This is a genomic window from Paraburkholderia sp. BCC1885 (genome assembly GCF_900996235.1).
Classification (GTDB): domain Bacteria; phylum Pseudomonadota; class Gammaproteobacteria; order Burkholderiales; family Burkholderiaceae; genus Paraburkholderia.
The window spans coordinates 225,693-240,702 of sequence record NZ_CAAJGM010000252.1 but is presented as its reverse complement, the minus strand read 5'-3'; the positions used below and the strand labels follow the sequence as shown (position 1 = coordinate 240,702).

Sequence of the window (15,010 nt, the reverse complement as noted above, 5' to 3'; positions counted from 1 at the left end):
CCCGTAATGGCATGCCTGCTGTCCAGGAATGATCAGCGCGCCGTGTCGAGTTGATCGTGCTGGCGTCCGCGATACAGGAGCATTGAGGCCAGCCAGCTCGCGGCAAAGACACCGATGATGATATAGCCAAGCGTGCCGAAGTGGTCATTCAGCGTACCGATTGCATCCCACACCCTGCCGCGCAGTCCGAACTGGTCGGACATCAGCCCAAGCGCTTCGATCGTGCCGACCAGCAGCGCGACGATGACGGAAACCGACGTGATCGTCATGTTGTAGTAGAGCTTGCGGACTGGCTTCATGTACGCCCATCCGTACGCGCCAAGCATCAGGTGCCCGTCCAGCGTATCGACGAGCGACATGCCGGCGCTGAACAGCGCGGGAAAGACCATCACGGTCCATGGCGAGATGCCGTGCGCCGCCTGGGTGGCCGACATGCCAAGCAGGCTGACCTCGGTGGCCGTGTCGAAACCCAGGCCGAACAGAAACCCGAGCGGAAACATATGCCAGCTACGGGTGACGAGGTGGAGCAGTGGACGAAACAGACGCGCGAGAAATCCCCGGTTGGCGAGCAGGGCGTCGAAATCGTCATCTACATAAGCTCCGCCCCGCCGTACATTCCGCCATGTCTGGACAATCGATTTCAGCACAAACAGATTCAGCAGGGCGATGGTGAACAGGAAACCTGTCGATACCAGGGTGCTGATCGTGCCGCCGAGTTCCTTGTACTGGGAAAACCGTGTACTCAGAGCCGTTGCCACAACGGCCACCGCAAGCGAGGCAATGACGATGATCGTCGAGTGTCCGAGCGAGAAGTAGAAGCCGACCGCTACCGGACGCTTCCTTTCCTGCATCAGCTTGCGCGTGACGTTGTCGATCGCGGCGATATGATCGGCATCGACCGCATGACGCAGGCCGAAGCCGTACGCGATCAGGGCAGTGCCGAGCAGTACCGGGCGTTGATGGAAAACGGCCAGCGCCCAGATCCATGCGAGTGCATTGAAGGCAATGAGTACGCCATAGATGCCGAACAGCCGGTGCCGTACGCGAGCGTCCGAACCGGACAGAATGGTCGAGAGCTGGTGGAGCATGATGAGAGTCCTTGGCGAGGGAGATGGGTCAGTTATGTTGTGACAGGGCTGACGTCAGTGCAGCCAGTTCTTCGGGGCCCAGTACGCCAGCGTTCAGTACGGTTTTCTCCAGCGCGACCAGGAAACGCTGGTAATAGTCCCAGCGCGGCTGCCCGGCACACTGTTCGTCCTCCCATTGTGCGATCGATTCAATCAGGTTCTGCCGGAAATCTTCCCACTCGAAGTAACCCGCCTTGGAGAGCGCCAGCGCGAGGCCGAATACCTGACGTTCCCATGGCTTGTCGAAATGGAGTTTGCCCTGCAGGCGCGGCGGGGAGTCAGGCTGGCCAAGCATGCTCGATGCCGCGAATTCCTCGAAGCGGGTAAACATGATCAGCCCGCCGCAACGGGTTGTGCTGGCGGCGCGACGAGCGCCACGCCCATCATCGATTCAGGTGTGACGAGAGCGGCCAGTTCGGCCTCGCTCATGCCTTCCGTGCCGGCCGGGCGCTCCGGCACGACGAACCAGCGGATCTGGGCGCTGCTGTCCCAGACCTTCACCTGGATATCGTCGGGAAGAGGGACACCGAACTCCTTGAGTACGGCGCGCGGTTCGCGCACACCGCGCGCGCGGAAGACCGGATCCTTGTACCAGTACGGCGGCAATCCCAGTACTGGCCACGGATAACAGGAACACAGCGTGCAGATGATCAGGTTGTGCACGCCGTCGCCGTTGGCGACGGCCGCCATATGCTCGCCTTCGGCACCTTCCATGCCGCGCGGCAAATCCAGCTCCGCAATGGCTTTCGGCGTGTCTTCGATCAGACGCTGCCTGAAGGCCGGATCGACCCACGCCCGGGCGACAATGCGTGCCCCGTTGAATGGGCCGGCAATCGTTTCGAAGTGGCCGAGCACGGTGTCGACCGAATCGCTGCCGATCACCCCTTTCTCGATCAGCAATGCTTCGAGCGCGCGCACGCGGGCTGCACTTTCGGATTCGCGCTCGTCTTCGTATTTGAACAGTTCAGTCATGGTCGGTGATGTACGGATAGAGAAGGGTGTTCAGTTGGACGAGTTCAGATAGGTTTCGTACAGGTCGGCGTAGATCGTCGTGTTCGGCTCGCTCTTGCCTTTGCCCCAGATGTATTCGGTCTGGAAGGCGATCCGATAGACGGGCATGGGCGGCCCGATGCCGTCCGGCCCGGTCGAGACGAAATAGGAGAACGCCCCCGGATAGACCCGGTCCACGATCCCGCGCTTGTTGCGCAGATAGCCGGGAAGACGGGTGTGGTCGACGGCATCTGGGTCGGTCACCACAACCTGCGCGCCCTGTGTGAAGCGCGGTGTAGCGGTGAGCGCGTGCAGGCCCGAGTCGCCCTGCGTGAGATAGGCATCGATCTGCGCGGCGAGCACAGGATTATCCTGCGTGGGCAACGGAGCATCGGGGTGCTTGCGGTAGTACTCGGTCTTGCTGGCCAGTTCGTCGGCCGACACATAGCCGCGATCGACGAAGAATTGCGAAATCCCCATCAGCCACTTCTCGTAGTAGCGGTACTTGAAGTATTCGAAGGGTTGCATGCCTTCCGCGCCGGTACGCAGCGAGGCCCATGTCCAGGTGTCCTTGAACGCGGTTGGCAGATCGGCAACCGGATACTTCGGAAGCGCGTCACCCAGGTGGGCGCTTTCGGCCATCATCACGGTGTGAATGCCGAAGATGCGCTGTTCCCAGGGTTCGACGAATACGCGTGTCTCGAGATTGACCGGGCCGAGATTTTCCAGACCACCCAGGGTGTGCTGTAGTTTCATGAAGTGAGATTCCTTTGCAGAGATTGCAGTACGCCGCATCAGCCGAGTTGGGGCTGAGGCTTCTGGCAGAGCGCTTCGCCGAGGGCTTCGGAAACGATGCCGAACACGGCGCCCGTGATCAATGCCGCTGCTGCGATCAGGGCTGGGTTATCGATGCCGACGGTCGTGATGGCTTTGCCGGTGGCGACCGTCGTGCCGACCGTGGAGGCAAATCCCCAGACGACGGCGGGCAGCACGTTCAGCAATTTCAGCTTCGATACCTGAACCATTGCGGCGCTGCCGAGACCCACGCAGATAGCGGCTGCCATCGGCGTGCCTCTCGTGCTGCTGATCGCCAGCAGCGCGAGCGAGGCAATGACGAGTCCGGTCAGGTTCGAGGCGACACTCTGGACGAAGCCGCGCGGCCCGCCGCCCACCACGAAGAACGATGCCCAGGCAATGAACGTGACCCATACGGGAACCGGGAAAACGGTGGCCGTGACGTAGGTATCGACGACAGCCAGTACGCCAATGCTGACGGTGAGCGCTTCGGTCTTTTTCATGTCTGACTCCTTGGGAACGTGGATGAATGAAATGGACTACGCGTTAAAGCAGGCAACGAACGACTCGCGCAATTGCGGGAAGTCGAGGTCACGACCGATAAAGACGAAACGGTTGTTGCGCGTCTCGTCTTTCTTCCACGCGCGTCCGGGGCGGCCTTCGAGCAGCATGTGGACACTGTGGAAGTGGAACTGCCGGGGTTCCTCCCGGAAATTCAGCACGCCCTTCATCCGCATCAGCCGGGCGCCCTGTTGCTGGACGAGCTGATTGGCCCAGCGATTGAAGCGCGTGGGGTCGAGTTCGCCGCACTCGACGAGCGAGCAGGACTGGATGGAGGTGTCGTGTTCGTGGTCGTGCGTGGCGTTTTCGTCGAGCAGATCGGGCTCGATGTCGAGCAGCGTTGGCAGTGAAAAGCGGCGTGTGCCTAGCAGGGCGTCAGACGGAAGCTGCGAGCGCACGGCGTGCAGCAGTGCGGCGGTCGGATTCAGCGAACGGACTGTCTTTTCCAGCGCGACGCGTTGCTGTTCATCGACCAGATCGATCTTGTTGATCACGATGGCGTCGGCGAAGGCCACCTGTTCGCGGGCAATTTCATCGTCGATCTGTTGGGGGAAGTGCAGGGCGTCGACGACCGTCACAACCGATTCGAGATCGACCGATTCCCTTAGGTCAGGGTCGACCAGGAAGGTCTGCAGGACCGGAGCGGGATCCGCCAGTCCGGAGGTTTCGACGATCAGCCGCTTGATCGGTGCACGCTTGTTTTCCGGCTGCGCGAGCAACTGCCGGATGCTGGCGACGAGGTCCGCGCGCACGGTGCAGCACACGCAGCCATTGTTGATCTCTACCAGCGCCTGTTCTTCTGCCACGATCAACTGTCCATCTATGCCGACTTCCCCGAATTCGTTGACGACGACACCGATTTCGCCCGCGGAAGACCGGCTGAGCAGGTGATTGACCAGGGTGGTCTTGCCGGCGCCAAGAAAGCCGGAAATTACGGTGACCGGAATCCGGGTGCGACTGCTGGATACAGACATGACGTTCCTCGTGGAGCAGCTAATGCCTGATTCGGGAGCGATAAGCAGGCCTGCCGGAGCGGCATGTCCGTTGAGGGGATGACGTTGTCACGAATGTTCTGCTGGCTTGTCCTTTATCGGATTATTGTAAATAAAAGGACAGATTTGGCGGTGCCAGGGTTGCGTGGGCCATGGGGTGCCGAATGGCCCGGATCGGATAGGGATGCCCATGATTGGGGCAATCGTTTCGGTATGGTGCGCTTCTGAGTGCAGCGCCTGAAGCATACGGTTCAGGCTCTGGATGCTGACCTGCGGCAGCAATCGGCTGCCGCAGTCGAGAGGTTCTCCGGTGCGACCGTGTCAGTCGTCGGACCCGGAATCAAGGAACTTCCGCAGGGCGGCATTGAACTCCTTGGGCTTTTCCAGCATCGGGAAGTGTCCTGCACCAGGAATAAGCACCAGCGATGCGCCGGATAAGCCGCTCGCCAGGATGCGCGACTCCTCCGGCGGCGTGATCACATCCTCCTCGCCGCAGACGACCAGCGTTGGCAGCGTAATGTCGGCAAGGCTCGCACGCGTGTCGGCGCGATTAAGTGACATGATGGCTTCACGAGCCACATGCTCCGGCGTCAGTACGACTTCCTTGCGTGCAAACTCGAGAAGGGCGGGGCTTGCCTTGCCGGAGAACGACCGGTCAACTACGTGCTGGCTGGCCTTTTCGACGCCGTGCATGGCGATGGCATTGAGCACGTTATCCGCATCGACATCTGCACCGAGCCCATGCGGGGTCGTGTCGACGAGCACCAGTTTGCTGAGCAGGGCATGATGTTTTAAGGCAAAGCGCTGCGCAATCATTCCGCCCATGGACAGGCCGACGAGGATCGCATCGTGCAGTCCAAGCATGGAGAAGACCTGGTAAAGATCATCGACGAACGCATCGATTGTGTAAGCGCGGTCCAGCGGCGCGGGGGATATCCCATGGCCCGGCAGGTTGATTGCGACAACGAGATGGTCGGTGGCGAATACGTCAACCTGCTCCCGCCAGAACTCACTCGTCGTGGTGAATCCGTGACAAAAGACGAGTGGCGTGCGCGATGCGCCCGTATCCGACACCCAGACCCGCGTACTGCCTGCTTCGACCAGTTTCTTGCTTCCCATCTTGATGGCACTCCATTGATGCGCCGGCTGGCGCGTTGGTGAGCGAATCGGGCGTATCGGTGCGCCGAACGTTTGCTCATCAGTTTTGCAATGGGTGTGCCATTGCCGGGTGTGAACGGATTGACTTTTATAACTAGCTGAAAAATGGAGAAATTTTTACTTTTACTCAGCGCTTGTTCATGTTGAACGTACAGCATCGGGAGACTTAAAATCCAACAACTAAGATTTTTCGTCTCAATGGTGAGAATAGTTATGTCATTTGCTGAGCTGGCCGGCTCGAGACTTGATACGGCGGCGTTTCTTGAGCTTGTCCTGGACCACGTCTCGGATTGCCTGGTAGCCGTGGATACCGAAGGCCGGATCGTCCTGATCAACGCGCCTTACTGCAAGTTGCTGGGCGGGGAGGCCGAGGACTTCATCGGCCGGCATGTCGCCGAAGTGCTTTCACCACACACGCGCCTGCATCGTGTTGGCCGGGGAGAGGAAGTGGCAACCACCATTCCCCTGGAGGTTCGGGGGTGCAAGCTGATCGCACGGCAGGTTCCTGTGTTCCGGGAGGGGACGATCGTGGGAGCGGTCGGACTTGCACTGTTCTCAAACCACGAACTGCTGAAGAAAGCGTATTCGATGGCATTCAACTCCAGCATCGCACTTCAGAACAGTCGGGCTGGCTGGAGCGCGCAATACCGGATGACGGACATACTGGGTACGGGTCAGGTGATCGAAGCGTTACGCGCCAGCCTTGCGCTCGCGGCGAGCCACGAACTGCCGGTCCTGATAGAGGGCGAGACGGGGACGGGCAAGGAGCTTGCGGCACAGGCCATTCATAATGCATCGGACCGGGCACACGGCCCGTTCGTCTGGATCAATTGCGCTTCCATACCCGAGCAGCTCATCGACGCCGAGCTGTTCGGGTATGAGGGCGGGGCATTCACCGGCGCGTCGGCAAAGGGAAAGCCGGGTAAATTCGAGCTGGCATCGGGCGGCACGATTTTCCTCGACGAAATAGGGGATATGCCTTTGTCGCTGCAGGCGAGTCTGCTTCGTGCACTGCAGAGCCAGAGCATCGTGAGAGTCGGAGGGACGTCTCCCATCCCGATCAACGCACGCGTCATCGCGGCGACGAACCGGCGCCTCCCCGAGGCAGTCAGATGCCGCGAATTTCGGGAAGATCTGTACTACCGGCTCGCCATGTTCCAGGTCTCGATGCCGCCGCTTCGCAAGCGGGACGACCTGGGTGCTTTCATCGGGCAGATGCTGGCCAGGCTGGCGGCTCAACATGGATTGCAGGCACGAAGCCTGAAACCTGCACAACGTGTGGCGCTTGCCGGGTACGCGTGGCCAGGTAACGTGAGGCAGCTGGAAGGGGTACTGCTGAGATTGCTCATGACCGGAGAGGTCGTGCTGCCGGCGGATGATCTTGCCGATGTGGTTGCTCGCGAGGATGCTCCCGCTCCGGAGACTTTCACGCTCGGAGCGCGTCTTGCTCGGGAAAAGAGGCGCCTTATCCAGGAAGCGCTGGTGCGATGCGATGGTGATCGTACTCAGGCCGCAAGGCTGCTGGGTATCAGTCGGGCATCGCTTTATCGTGAACTTCAGCTCGCCGCTTCATCCTGAACGATATTGGTTCGGCTCCTGTACTGCGTTGGCGGAACTCCGACATGGCGGGTAAATGCGACGCTGAACGCACTGGCAGAACCGTAGCCCACGCGCCTGGCAATGTCGGCGACGCTATCCTCGTTTCTTAGCAGCAGATTCCTGGACATCGCGATGCGCCATGTCAGCAGGTATTCCATCGGAGCCAGTCCCACTGCGGCGCTGAAGCGCGTGAAAAATGCCGAGCGCGAAAGGGCCGCCTCCTTGGCCAGTTGTGCGACGGTCCACGGCTTGGCAGGGCTTTCGTGCATGTAGCGCAGTGCGAGCGCGAGCCGTTCGTCGGCCAGCCCGCGCAACAGGCCGGGTGACGCGTTTGTGCCTGCCGTGGACCGGAGTGCTTCGATGAGCAGTGCCTTGAGCAGATGCGAGAGCATCATGTCACGTGCGGGCCGTTGTTCGCGGGATTCGTCTCCCACCAATTGTGCGAGGGTGGCCAGCCGCTTCTCGCCGCGAACGTGCATGAGTTGTGGGAGCAGGGAAACCAGCAGGGTGGCGTCCGGCGAACCAAAGGTGCAATAGCCGACCAGCATCTGAACGTCGGGCGGCCCGTCCTGGGCTCCGAGTCTGAATTCTCCGCGGAACAGGGCGACGGGTGTGTCATCGAAGTACTCCGACGCTGCCGGTTCGATGCTCGACATTGAGAACCCATAGGTGGATGGGACCAGCACGAAGTCGCCCGCCTGAAGGTCGATCGGTGCGTGCCCGTCGACCGCGAGACGACACGAACCATCGAGGATGGCGCAGTAGAACGGCTGTCCGGTTTCTGCACGGCGAACGGCCCACGAGCCGGCGCCCCTGACGATCTTCGAGAACGGTGCGCCCGGCTGGAGCAACGTGACCACCTCGGCGAGCGGATCGACGGGACTGGTCATTCGATGGACTCTGGCGAACGAGAATTGGACTTCTGATTATAGAAAGTCCTGCTGCGAGGGATTATCGTCTCGGTATGGCCAACCACCTGCGGGAATCTCCCATGAAAACTGTCCTGATCACCGGATGTTCGTCCGGATTCGGTCTCGAAACCGCCCGATATTTCCTTGAGCGCGACTGGCAGGTCATCGCCACGATGCGTACGCCGCGCGAAGACATTCTGCCTAAGTCCGAGCGTCTACGTGTGCTGGCTCTGGATGTCACCGACCCTGAAAGCATCCGTCGGGCCGTGGAGGCCGCCGGGCCGATCGACGTCCTCGTCAACAACGCAGGGATCGGCGTGATGAACGTTCTCGAAGGCACGCCGATGGAAACGGCCCGCGAGGTCTTCGAAACCAATACGCTCGGTACCATTGCCATGACCCGGGCGGTGTTGCCGCAATTCCGGCAGCGTAAGGCCGGTGTCATCGTGAACGTGACCTCGGGTGTGACGTTGATGTCGATTCCCCTAGTGTCCGTGTACACCGGCAGCAAGGCGGCGGTCAATGCATTCACCGAGTCCCTTGCGCTGGAGCTCCAGCCATTCAACGTGCGGGTGAGTCTGGTGATCCCGGGCCTGGCGCCCGCAACCCGCTTCGGTGACAGCGCCCAGTCCCGCATGCAGGGGGGCGTTCCGGAGGCGTATGCCGATTTGGCGCAGAGTGTCTTCGCGCATGTGGCTCAGGCGGCACAGTCGTCGCAGGTGACCCGGCCACTCGACGTGGCGGAAGCGGTGTGGCGTGCTGCGAATGATCCAGCGAGCCCCGTTCGTATTGCTGCAGGTGCTGATGCCGTAGCGGCAATGGCCGCGGCACACTGAACGTTGCTTCGATTGCCAGTCCAGGTCTGGGCGGACAGCGAGGCAGTCCACGGTAGCCCGCCGGGTACGAGGACGGTATGCGCCGGTGTCCCATCCACCTGGCTGCGGCAGATCGGCCGATCCGCCGCGACGAAGGCGAGTGCCATGACGCGGCCGCCGACGAGGATTGCCGGCGTATGCCAGGCCAGCCATAGATAGATCAAACCGAACGCGACTTGGCCAAGGGCGAACGATGTGTTCAGTCCGTAGTAGAGCGTCGTTAGCGGTCCCGGCGCGCTTGCCGCGCACGTATTGGGTGAGAACGTCGATCAGGAAACGCATCGTCCCGCCGAAGGTCAGCCAGCCGAATGCCACATAGGCGAGCGCCCGGTGCATCAGACCACCTGACCAAAGCGGATGCCGGTGAGCTCCTCCGACACGTCCCACAGCCGCCTGGCGACCTGCTTGTCGAGCGATGCAGGGGGCGCTTTCGCGGGGCTGGGATAACCGCGTATCTCGTTCATCTTGTCCGGTCCGTAGTAGCCGCCCGGCTCGGCGGCTGGCGCGGTGGCGGCGAACAGCGTCGGCAGCGCGCCCTGGGCCGCAGGTTGAAACAGGAACCAGAAGGCGGAACGAACCACGCCGAAGAGGCTTCGGCGTCCAGGGGCGTTATGCAGAAGATCGGTCCGGGAGATACCAGGATGCGCGGCGATGCTGGTGATGCCCCAGCCTGATGTTTCACTGCGGCGCTGCAACTCGAACGCGAACATCAGGCAGGCGAGCTTCGATTGGCTGTAGACGGGCATCGGCTTGTATTTCCGCTTCGCATTGAGGTCGTCGAAGTCGATCTTTCCGCTGCGGGCCGCGACGCTGGAGAGTGTGACGACGCGGGGAGCGTGCCCTTTGCGCAGCAGGGGCAGCAGGTGTGCCGTCAGCGCGAAATGCCCAAGATAGTTGGTGCCGAATTGCAGTTCAAAGCCGTCTGATGTCGCGCGGCGTTTGGGCGGCGTCATCACACCGGCATTGTTGATGAGGAGATCGAGGCTATCCCGATTGGCGTTTAGCCGTTTCCCGAACGCTGCGATTGAGGCGAGGCTGGCGAGATCGACCTGCTCGAAGCTGACCTTCGCGCCAGGCACCTGCGTGCGAATTCCCGCGAGCGCCTCCTGGCCCTTTCGGGGATCGCGTCCTGCGACGATCACTTCGCAGCCGGCACGTGCCAGCGCCAGTGCGTCTTCGAAGCCGAGGCCGCCCGTCCCGGTGACAACCGCGGAGCGGCCATGCTGTGGAAGAATGTCGGAGGTGGTCCACTTGCTCATGTTTTTCCCTTACGTGGCTTATTGGGCGGGGCTGAGGGGCCGAAGAACGAGTTCGATGGACAAAAACCGCCTCACGCGTGTTTCCCGCTCTGCAAGGGTAGGCGCTACAGCCTTCAGGCTAAATGCCCGATCTCTCAGATTTCTTGCCTATTCCTTCAGAAAGACTGGCCCAGGCGGTTTGTATCGTGTGGAGATCAGCTAGAATTCCGCGGAAATCCTGGAGCCTGACCGTGACCTCAGCCCTTGTCGAAGTCGTCAGCCGGTACCTTGCCCCGCGAGGGCAAGAGGACGGATTCTTTCCGACCGCCGTCGACGGCGTGCATATCATCAGACTCAGCGAGAAGACCTTGCCGAATGGCGCGGTCTACAAACCATCGCTTTGCATCACCGTTCAGGGTGCGAAGGAAGTTGCCTTCGGAGAGGCTGTCTTCGACTATGGCGAGATGGGTTTCCTGCTCGTCGCCGTAGAAATGCCGGCATTCGGACGCGTGACGAAGGCCAGCAAGGAGCGACCGTATCTTGGCATCACGATCGATCTCGACGTAGGCGTGCTGCGCGAGGTCATGGATCAGCTCGATGACCCGCCCATTCCGTCGAACAATCAGGGCATTGGTGTGTTTGCCTCGCCGCTGGAAGGTGAGCTTGTCGATTGCGTGGTCCGGCTCGTGCGACTCCTGGACAATCAGAAGGCTATCTCCGTCCTTCAGCCGATGCTCATGCGCGAGATCTGCTTCTGGCTGCTCTCGGGTCCGTATGCCGGTGAGATATGCAAGCTTGTCCTGCCCAATAGCCATATGCAACGCGTAGCTGAAGCCATTTATCTGCTACGGGAAAACTTTACCAGGCCGGTCAGGATTGAGCATCTAGCTGCGGCAGCCCGGATGAGCGCGACATCCTTCCATCAGCATTTCAAGACTCTCACTTCGATGACGCCGCTTCAGTATCAGAAGCAGCTTCGATTGCTGGAGGCGCGACGATTGATGGCATCGAACGACGTAAGTGTCTCTCACGCTGCATTCCAGGTAGGGTACGAAAGCCCGTCGCAGTTCAGCCGGGAATATGCGCGTATGTTCGGTACACCGCCCAAGCGCGACGTCACTGAACTGAAATCTGTCGCGGTATAGGCACATCAATGATCCTGGCTGGCATGGCTTTGTAAGCCCGTGAGCTTTATCCTCCGGCGCACGGCGCTTGATCCGGCGAGTTCGGCGCTTTGCTGCTGGCGCTGACTCCGCGTCTGTAACCGGCGTGGCCGCTGTAGCAGCCTGGAACAGGTTGCAGAGCCACCTTCTGCAAGGTGGCGGAGAACAGCATCTTTGCGCGCCGCGTCTCAAACGAATAGTCCGGGCTGCCGCGATTGACCGACCAGTATCACTCGCGCAGGATGGTCAACGGAGATGTCCAACCAGAGGAAAAATCCGGATAGTTTTTTGTTCGGTCAGTCAGCGAAACAGGTATGACCCACAGTTAAATCGGGAAACCAACAGAAACCAGCCACAAAATCTGAGTCCACGACGCATGTCAGACGCGTACGTAGACTCACGCCTGATGGCCGGAGCGAAGTACGACGCTGACGCGTTTGTAGTCGGAGATTTCGTGGCGGTCGGCAGCAGCCAGCTCGGCCTGGGTGATCTCGAATACCGTGCCGCGAGCTCCGTCGTCGGGGTTGCCGGTAGGCATCACGATAAGATGAAATTTCGTTCCGCTCATGCGGATGATTGCGGGATCAGTGATCTCGACGCGCGACTGCTGATAACCGGCAGGCGATCCGGTTTTCGGTGGGGGAGGCGACCGAAAGATTCGAGCTGGACCTCTTCGAGCTGGAGCGTGCCGTAGGAAAAAAGCAGGATGTTTCTCGATTCAGACATGATTCTCCCGAGCGTCTAGGCGGTGCACTGGCCGGTGTCTTGCTCCAGTGTAGGGGCGCCGGGTTTCAGTGCTGAATCCGGCAAGAGAGAGGGGGAATCGCTTGCGAGAAAACGCGCCAGTTCGTTCTCCGCGGAGATGATCGCGTGTGCGGGGGCGGCCCCTATCTGCTGATCATGCAGCGAGAGGATGCGCTCGAAGGGCGGATAACCTTCATCGTCAAGCATCCACCTCCTGGTCTCCATGCCACGCAGGTCGGCTTTTTCCGCCTGCTGCTCAGCCGTGTGGTAATCAGACAGTTCGAGGCTTCCGTAGCCGGCACGCTGGAGGAACCAGACGATGTACATCAGGTTCGCAAGATGGACGAGGTGCTCTGGTGCCCCGAATCCCATCTGCATTGCTGTCAGGCTGGAGTGGAATCTCAGCGAGCGATTGCACACCGATGCGGGCGGCAGCGGAAGCAGCATCTGACGGGAGAAGTGCGGCCGGGAATGACGATGGCGTGGCGAGCGGGGCATATGGTAGATAGTGGGGACGCAGTGGCGAGAAAAGTAGAATTCAACGTTCGATCTGGGATGCAAAATTGAGGCGATATTGCTGTGGTGTCACACCCCGCCTGCGTTTGAACGCCATACGCAGATGATCCGTGTCTCGCAGGCCGCATCGATAGGCGACGGTCTTGAGCGGGATCGTGCTGTTTTCCAGCATGACTCTGGCTGCATCGATGCGTGCGCTTTCCACAAATTCTGCCGGCGTGATGTGGGTATCCCGGACAAAGGTGCGTGAAAAGTTGCGCTTGCTCATCCTGGCCACCGCCGCCAGCGTCTCGATACTGAGGTCATCGCCTATGTGTCCGAGTACGTATTGCTGTATCTGCGCGATGGGGGATGATGCTTCGGCATAGGGCGTCAGGTAGGGACTGAACTGTGACTGGCCGCCTGCGCGCTGGAGGAACACGACCAGCCGTTTTGCGACGTTCAGCGCGATCTCCGGGCCGTGGTCCTGGGCGAGCAGGTATAGCGAAAGATCGATGCCGGCCGTCACGCCGGCCGAGGTGTAGAGATTGCCATCCTGGATGAAGATCCGGTCGGACTCGACCCGGGCTGTCGGACACAGTGCGGCCAGTACTGCCGCGTCGTTCCAGTGTGTGGTGACGACGCGGCCGTCGAGGAGTCCAGCCCGCGCGAGTGTCAGCGCGCCATTACAGATTGATCCGAAGCGTCGCGCGCGACGGCTCGCTTCCCTGAGCCACGCATGCACGGCCTCGTCGAGGGCTTCCTGCACGAGGGCCGGCCCGCCCATGACGAGCAGCAGGTCATATTCGTCCTCCACGTCGCCGAAATATCGGTCGGGGTGAATCCGCAGGCCGTTGGAGCAGCGCAGTACCTCTCGTTCCGTGGAGATCAATTCGAGCTGGTAGTGCGCATCGGGCAGAAGAAAGCGGTTCGCCTCGGCGAAGACATCCGAAGGGCCGAACACGTCGAGTGCCTGGACGCCAGGAAAAACGAGTAGGGCAACGTTGTACATCGGTCAAGAAGGGAGACATAGTCGTTGACGCTGGATGCGTATCTATAACACGCGCGGCGGATGTCGCCGTGCATCGGTTGTTGATGCACGTTTCCGCTCAGGCATGTGCCGGTTGTACGCTGATCTGCTTGAGCAACGCCTGGGCACGCGCCGATGACGACGTCCCGCTGAGCGAGAATCCGGAGATGCTGCCCTCGTTGTTCCAGAAGACGAGATGGCTGTTCTCGCCATCGGACTCGGAGATCCAGGCGCCGACTATTCCGGCCTCGGGAGGCAGGGCGACCACAGGATGGAGCGGCGTTTTTACGGTAACCGGTAGCGTGGGAAGGACGATGGGCGTCGGCGTGTCAAGGAGCGTGGCCGCCATGGCCTTCGCTGCAACCAGGATGGGACGCACGAACGGATGGAGTCCATCAGGGTACTCCGCACAGTCTCCAATGGCATAGATATCCGGATGACTGCTGCAACCGTAATTGTCCACGACAATGCCGCGATTGACGCGCAGGCCGGCGGCCCGGGCGAGTTGAGTCCGTGGTCGCAGGCCGATGGCAGACAGGACTGCATCGACCTTGACGATTTCTCCGTTGTCGAGGGTCACTGCATAACCAGGATTTGCTGCCGTGATCGATTGCACCGTCTTTCCGAAGTGCCACTGGACACCGCCGGCTTCGAGCGCACGCTGTAGTGCGAGGCCAGTCTCGGAGGGGACGAGCGAAGCCAGCGGACGAGGGCCGGGATCGACGACAATGGGCGTGATATTGGCGTGGAGCAGATCGTTGGCGAATTCGCAGCCGATCAAGCCTGCACCGATCAGCAGAACGCGCTGCGCACCTTCGACAACTTCACGGAAGCGGGTGTAGTCGTCGAGGTCGTTGACGACCAGTACATCCTGAGCGGCGTCGCCGGCAACGGGCGGTCTGGCCGGTTCGGCACCGGTCGCAAGGACAAGCGCGTCGTAGTCGAGATGGGCCGCCGATGTTTCGACACGCCGGTTCGCGACATCAATGGAGACGACCTGTTCCCGGCTCTTCAAGGTCAGGTTCAGACGTGCTGCCATCGCCTCGGATGAGGATGTGATCCATTGCGCGGCCGGTCGCTGCTGTGCGATCGCATTCGACAGCATGGGCTTCGAATAGCTGGCGCCGGCTTCTCCGGTGACAAGGACGATGTTCAGGTTGTCGTCCCGCTTTCGCAGTTCCTGAGCGATGGAATAACCGCCCAGTCCACTGCCGACAATGACAATCCGCCTGTTTTTCATAAGACCGTGACTTTCCTTGCTGGAATGGGGTGAAAGAACTGCGGTGCCTGCCTTCGTACTGGACCGGTACTGGCAGGCGCTGCTGTCTGGTC

16 protein-coding genes are annotated in these 15,010 nt (G+C 60.7%); 3 read left to right on the top strand and 13 right to left on the bottom strand.

What is annotated here, in order from left to right:
- Positions 1-32: 32 nt before the first annotated feature.
- The 7 genes from FQ755_RS33265 to FQ755_RS33235 all read right to left on the bottom strand — a co-directional run bounded on the left by FQ755_RS33265 (position 33) and on the right by FQ755_RS33235 (position 5,584).
- On the bottom strand, positions 33-1,088 hold the full coding sequence (locus FQ755_RS33265; protein WP_144161417.1) for a HoxN/HupN/NixA family nickel/cobalt transporter: 1,056 nt from the start codon (positions 1,086-1,088) through the stop codon (positions 33-35).
- A 28-nt stretch (positions 1,089-1,116) separates the two neighbouring features.
- Complete coding sequence (locus FQ755_RS33260; RefSeq protein ID WP_144161414.1) at positions 1,117-1,458, bottom strand: nitrile hydratase accessory protein; 342 nt, start codon at positions 1,456-1,458, stop codon at positions 1,117-1,119.
- Positions 1,459-1,460: 2 nt separating this feature from the next.
- Complete coding sequence (gene nthA, locus FQ755_RS33255; RefSeq protein ID WP_144161411.1) at positions 1,461-2,099, bottom strand: nitrile hydratase subunit alpha; 639 nt, start codon at positions 2,097-2,099, stop codon at positions 1,461-1,463.
- Between the two features lie 30 nt (positions 2,100-2,129).
- Positions 2,130-2,873 (bottom strand): nitrile hydratase subunit beta, encoded by a 744-nt coding sequence (gene nthB / locus FQ755_RS33250; protein WP_144161408.1) that lies wholly within the window; start codon positions 2,871-2,873, stop codon positions 2,130-2,132.
- Between the two features lie 38 nt (positions 2,874-2,911).
- A complete protein-coding gene (locus tag FQ755_RS33245) occupies positions 2,912-3,415 on the bottom strand; it encodes a DUF1097 domain-containing protein (RefSeq protein WP_144161405.1) in 504 nt (167 codons plus the stop codon).
- 36 nt (positions 3,416-3,451) lie between these two features.
- Positions 3,452-4,447, bottom strand: a complete 996-nt coding sequence (locus FQ755_RS33240; RefSeq protein WP_144161402.1) for a CobW family GTP-binding protein — start codon at positions 4,445-4,447, stop codon at positions 3,452-3,454.
- A 339-nt stretch (positions 4,448-4,786) separates the two neighbouring features.
- On the bottom strand, positions 4,787-5,584 hold the full coding sequence (locus tag FQ755_RS33235) for an alpha/beta fold hydrolase (protein ID WP_144161399.1): 798 nt from the start codon (positions 5,582-5,584) through the stop codon (positions 4,787-4,789).
- 252 nt (positions 5,585-5,836) lie between these two features.
- On the opposite strand from FQ755_RS33235, the gene FQ755_RS33230 reads away from it, so the two are divergent.
- Positions 5,837-7,201: a sigma-54 interaction domain-containing protein gene (locus tag FQ755_RS33230; protein ID WP_144161396.1), complete on the top strand. Its 1,365-nt coding sequence runs from the start codon at positions 5,837-5,839 to the stop codon at positions 7,199-7,201.
- Here the strand turns inward: FQ755_RS33230 and FQ755_RS33225 are convergent.
- Entirely contained in the window at positions 7,180-8,112 is a 933-nt protein-coding gene (locus FQ755_RS33225; RefSeq protein ID WP_144161393.1) for an AraC family transcriptional regulator, read from the bottom strand. The two genes, FQ755_RS33230 and FQ755_RS33225, sit on opposite strands and share 22 nt — an antisense overlap.
- Before the next feature lie 101 nt (positions 8,113-8,213).
- On the opposite strand from FQ755_RS33225, the gene FQ755_RS33220 reads away from it, so the two are divergent.
- Positions 8,214-8,969, top strand: a complete 756-nt coding sequence (locus FQ755_RS33220) for an SDR family oxidoreductase (protein WP_144161390.1) — start codon at positions 8,214-8,216, stop codon at positions 8,967-8,969.
- Positions 8,970-9,343: 374 nt separating this feature from the next.
- On the opposite strand, the gene FQ755_RS33215 is transcribed toward FQ755_RS33220, so the two are convergent.
- Complete coding sequence (locus FQ755_RS33215; protein WP_144161387.1) at positions 9,344-10,267, bottom strand: SDR family oxidoreductase; 924 nt, start codon at positions 10,265-10,267, stop codon at positions 9,344-9,346.
- A gap of 230 nt (positions 10,268-10,497) precedes the next feature.
- Here FQ755_RS33215 and FQ755_RS33210 point away from each other — a divergent pair, with 230 nt between their 5' ends.
- Positions 10,498-11,391, top strand: coding sequence for an AraC family transcriptional regulator (locus FQ755_RS33210; protein ID WP_144161384.1), 894 nt, complete (start codon positions 10,498-10,500; stop codon positions 11,389-11,391).
- Between the two features lie 415 nt (positions 11,392-11,806).
- Here FQ755_RS33210 and FQ755_RS38575 read toward each other — a convergent pair whose 3' ends face one another.
- The 4 genes from FQ755_RS38575 to FQ755_RS33190 all read right to left on the bottom strand — a co-directional run bounded on the left by FQ755_RS38575 (position 11,807) and on the right by FQ755_RS33190 (position 14,918).
- Positions 11,807-11,977: a hypothetical protein gene (locus FQ755_RS38575; protein ID WP_313957489.1), complete on the bottom strand. Its 171-nt coding sequence runs from the start codon at positions 11,975-11,977 to the stop codon at positions 11,807-11,809.
- 173 nt (positions 11,978-12,150) lie between these two features.
- Positions 12,151-12,600 carry a hypothetical protein gene (locus FQ755_RS33200; RefSeq protein WP_144161381.1) on the bottom strand — a complete coding sequence of 150 codons (450 nt, stop codon included), beginning with the start codon at positions 12,598-12,600 and terminating at the stop codon, positions 12,151-12,153.
- A gap of 91 nt (positions 12,601-12,691) precedes the next feature.
- Positions 12,692-13,660 carry a GlxA family transcriptional regulator gene (locus tag FQ755_RS33195; RefSeq protein ID WP_144161378.1) on the bottom strand — a complete coding sequence of 323 codons (969 nt, stop codon included), beginning with the start codon at positions 13,658-13,660 and terminating at the stop codon, positions 12,692-12,694.
- 97 nt (positions 13,661-13,757) lie between these two features.
- The gene (locus FQ755_RS33190; protein ID WP_144161375.1) at positions 13,758-14,918 is read right to left on the bottom strand and encodes an NAD(P)/FAD-dependent oxidoreductase; all 1,161 of its coding nucleotides are present in this window, start codon (positions 14,916-14,918) and stop codon (positions 13,758-13,760) included.
- Positions 14,919-15,010 lie beyond the last annotated feature (92 nt).

Excerpts from the sequence above, each read along its gene's own strand:
- FQ755_RS33230 (WP_144161396.1), top strand. The coding sequence starts at position 5,837 with ATGTCATTTGCTGAGCTGGCCGGCTCGAGACTTGATACGGCGGCGTTT.
- FQ755_RS33220 (WP_144161390.1), top strand. The coding sequence starts at position 8,214 with ATGAAAACTGTCCTGATCACCGGATGTTCGTCCGGATTCGGTCTCGAA.
- nthA (WP_144161411.1), bottom strand. The coding sequence starts at position 2,099 with ATGACTGAACTGTTCAAATACGAAGACGAGCGCGAATCCGAAAGTGCA.
- FQ755_RS33225 (WP_144161393.1), bottom strand. The coding sequence starts at position 8,112 with ATGACCAGTCCCGTCGATCCGCTCGCCGAGGTGGTCACGTTGCTCCAG.
- FQ755_RS33190 (WP_144161375.1), bottom strand. The coding sequence starts at position 14,918 with ATGAAAAACAGGCGGATTGTCATTGTCGGCAGTGGACTGGGCGGTTAT.
- FQ755_RS38575 (WP_313957489.1), bottom strand. The coding sequence starts at position 11,977 with ATGAGCGGAACGAAATTTCATCTTATCGTGATGCCTACCGGCAACCCC.
- FQ755_RS33215 (WP_144161387.1), bottom strand. The coding sequence starts at position 10,267 with ATGAGCAAGTGGACCACCTCCGACATTCTTCCACAGCATGGCCGCTCC.
- FQ755_RS33260 (WP_144161414.1), bottom strand. The coding sequence starts at position 1,458 with ATGTTTACCCGCTTCGAGGAATTCGCGGCATCGAGCATGCTTGGCCAG.
- nthB (WP_144161408.1), bottom strand. The coding sequence starts at position 2,873 with ATGAAACTACAGCACACCCTGGGTGGTCTGGAAAATCTCGGCCCGGTC.
- FQ755_RS33245 (WP_144161405.1), bottom strand. The coding sequence starts at position 3,415 with ATGAAAAAGACCGAAGCGCTCACCGTCAGCATTGGCGTACTGGCTGTC.
- FQ755_RS33235 (WP_144161399.1), bottom strand. The coding sequence starts at position 5,584 with ATGGGAAGCAAGAAACTGGTCGAAGCAGGCAGTACGCGGGTCTGGGTG.
- FQ755_RS33200 (WP_144161381.1), bottom strand. The coding sequence starts at position 12,600 with ATGCTGCTTCCGCTGCCGCCCGCATCGGTGTGCAATCGCTCGCTGAGA.
- FQ755_RS33195 (WP_144161378.1), bottom strand. The coding sequence starts at position 13,660 with ATGTACAACGTTGCCCTACTCGTTTTTCCTGGCGTCCAGGCACTCGAC.
- FQ755_RS33240 (WP_144161402.1), bottom strand. The coding sequence starts at position 4,447 with ATGTCTGTATCCAGCAGTCGCACCCGGATTCCGGTCACCGTAATTTCC.
- FQ755_RS33265 (WP_144161417.1), bottom strand. The coding sequence starts at position 1,088 with ATGCTCCACCAGCTCTCGACCATTCTGTCCGGTTCGGACGCTCGCGTA.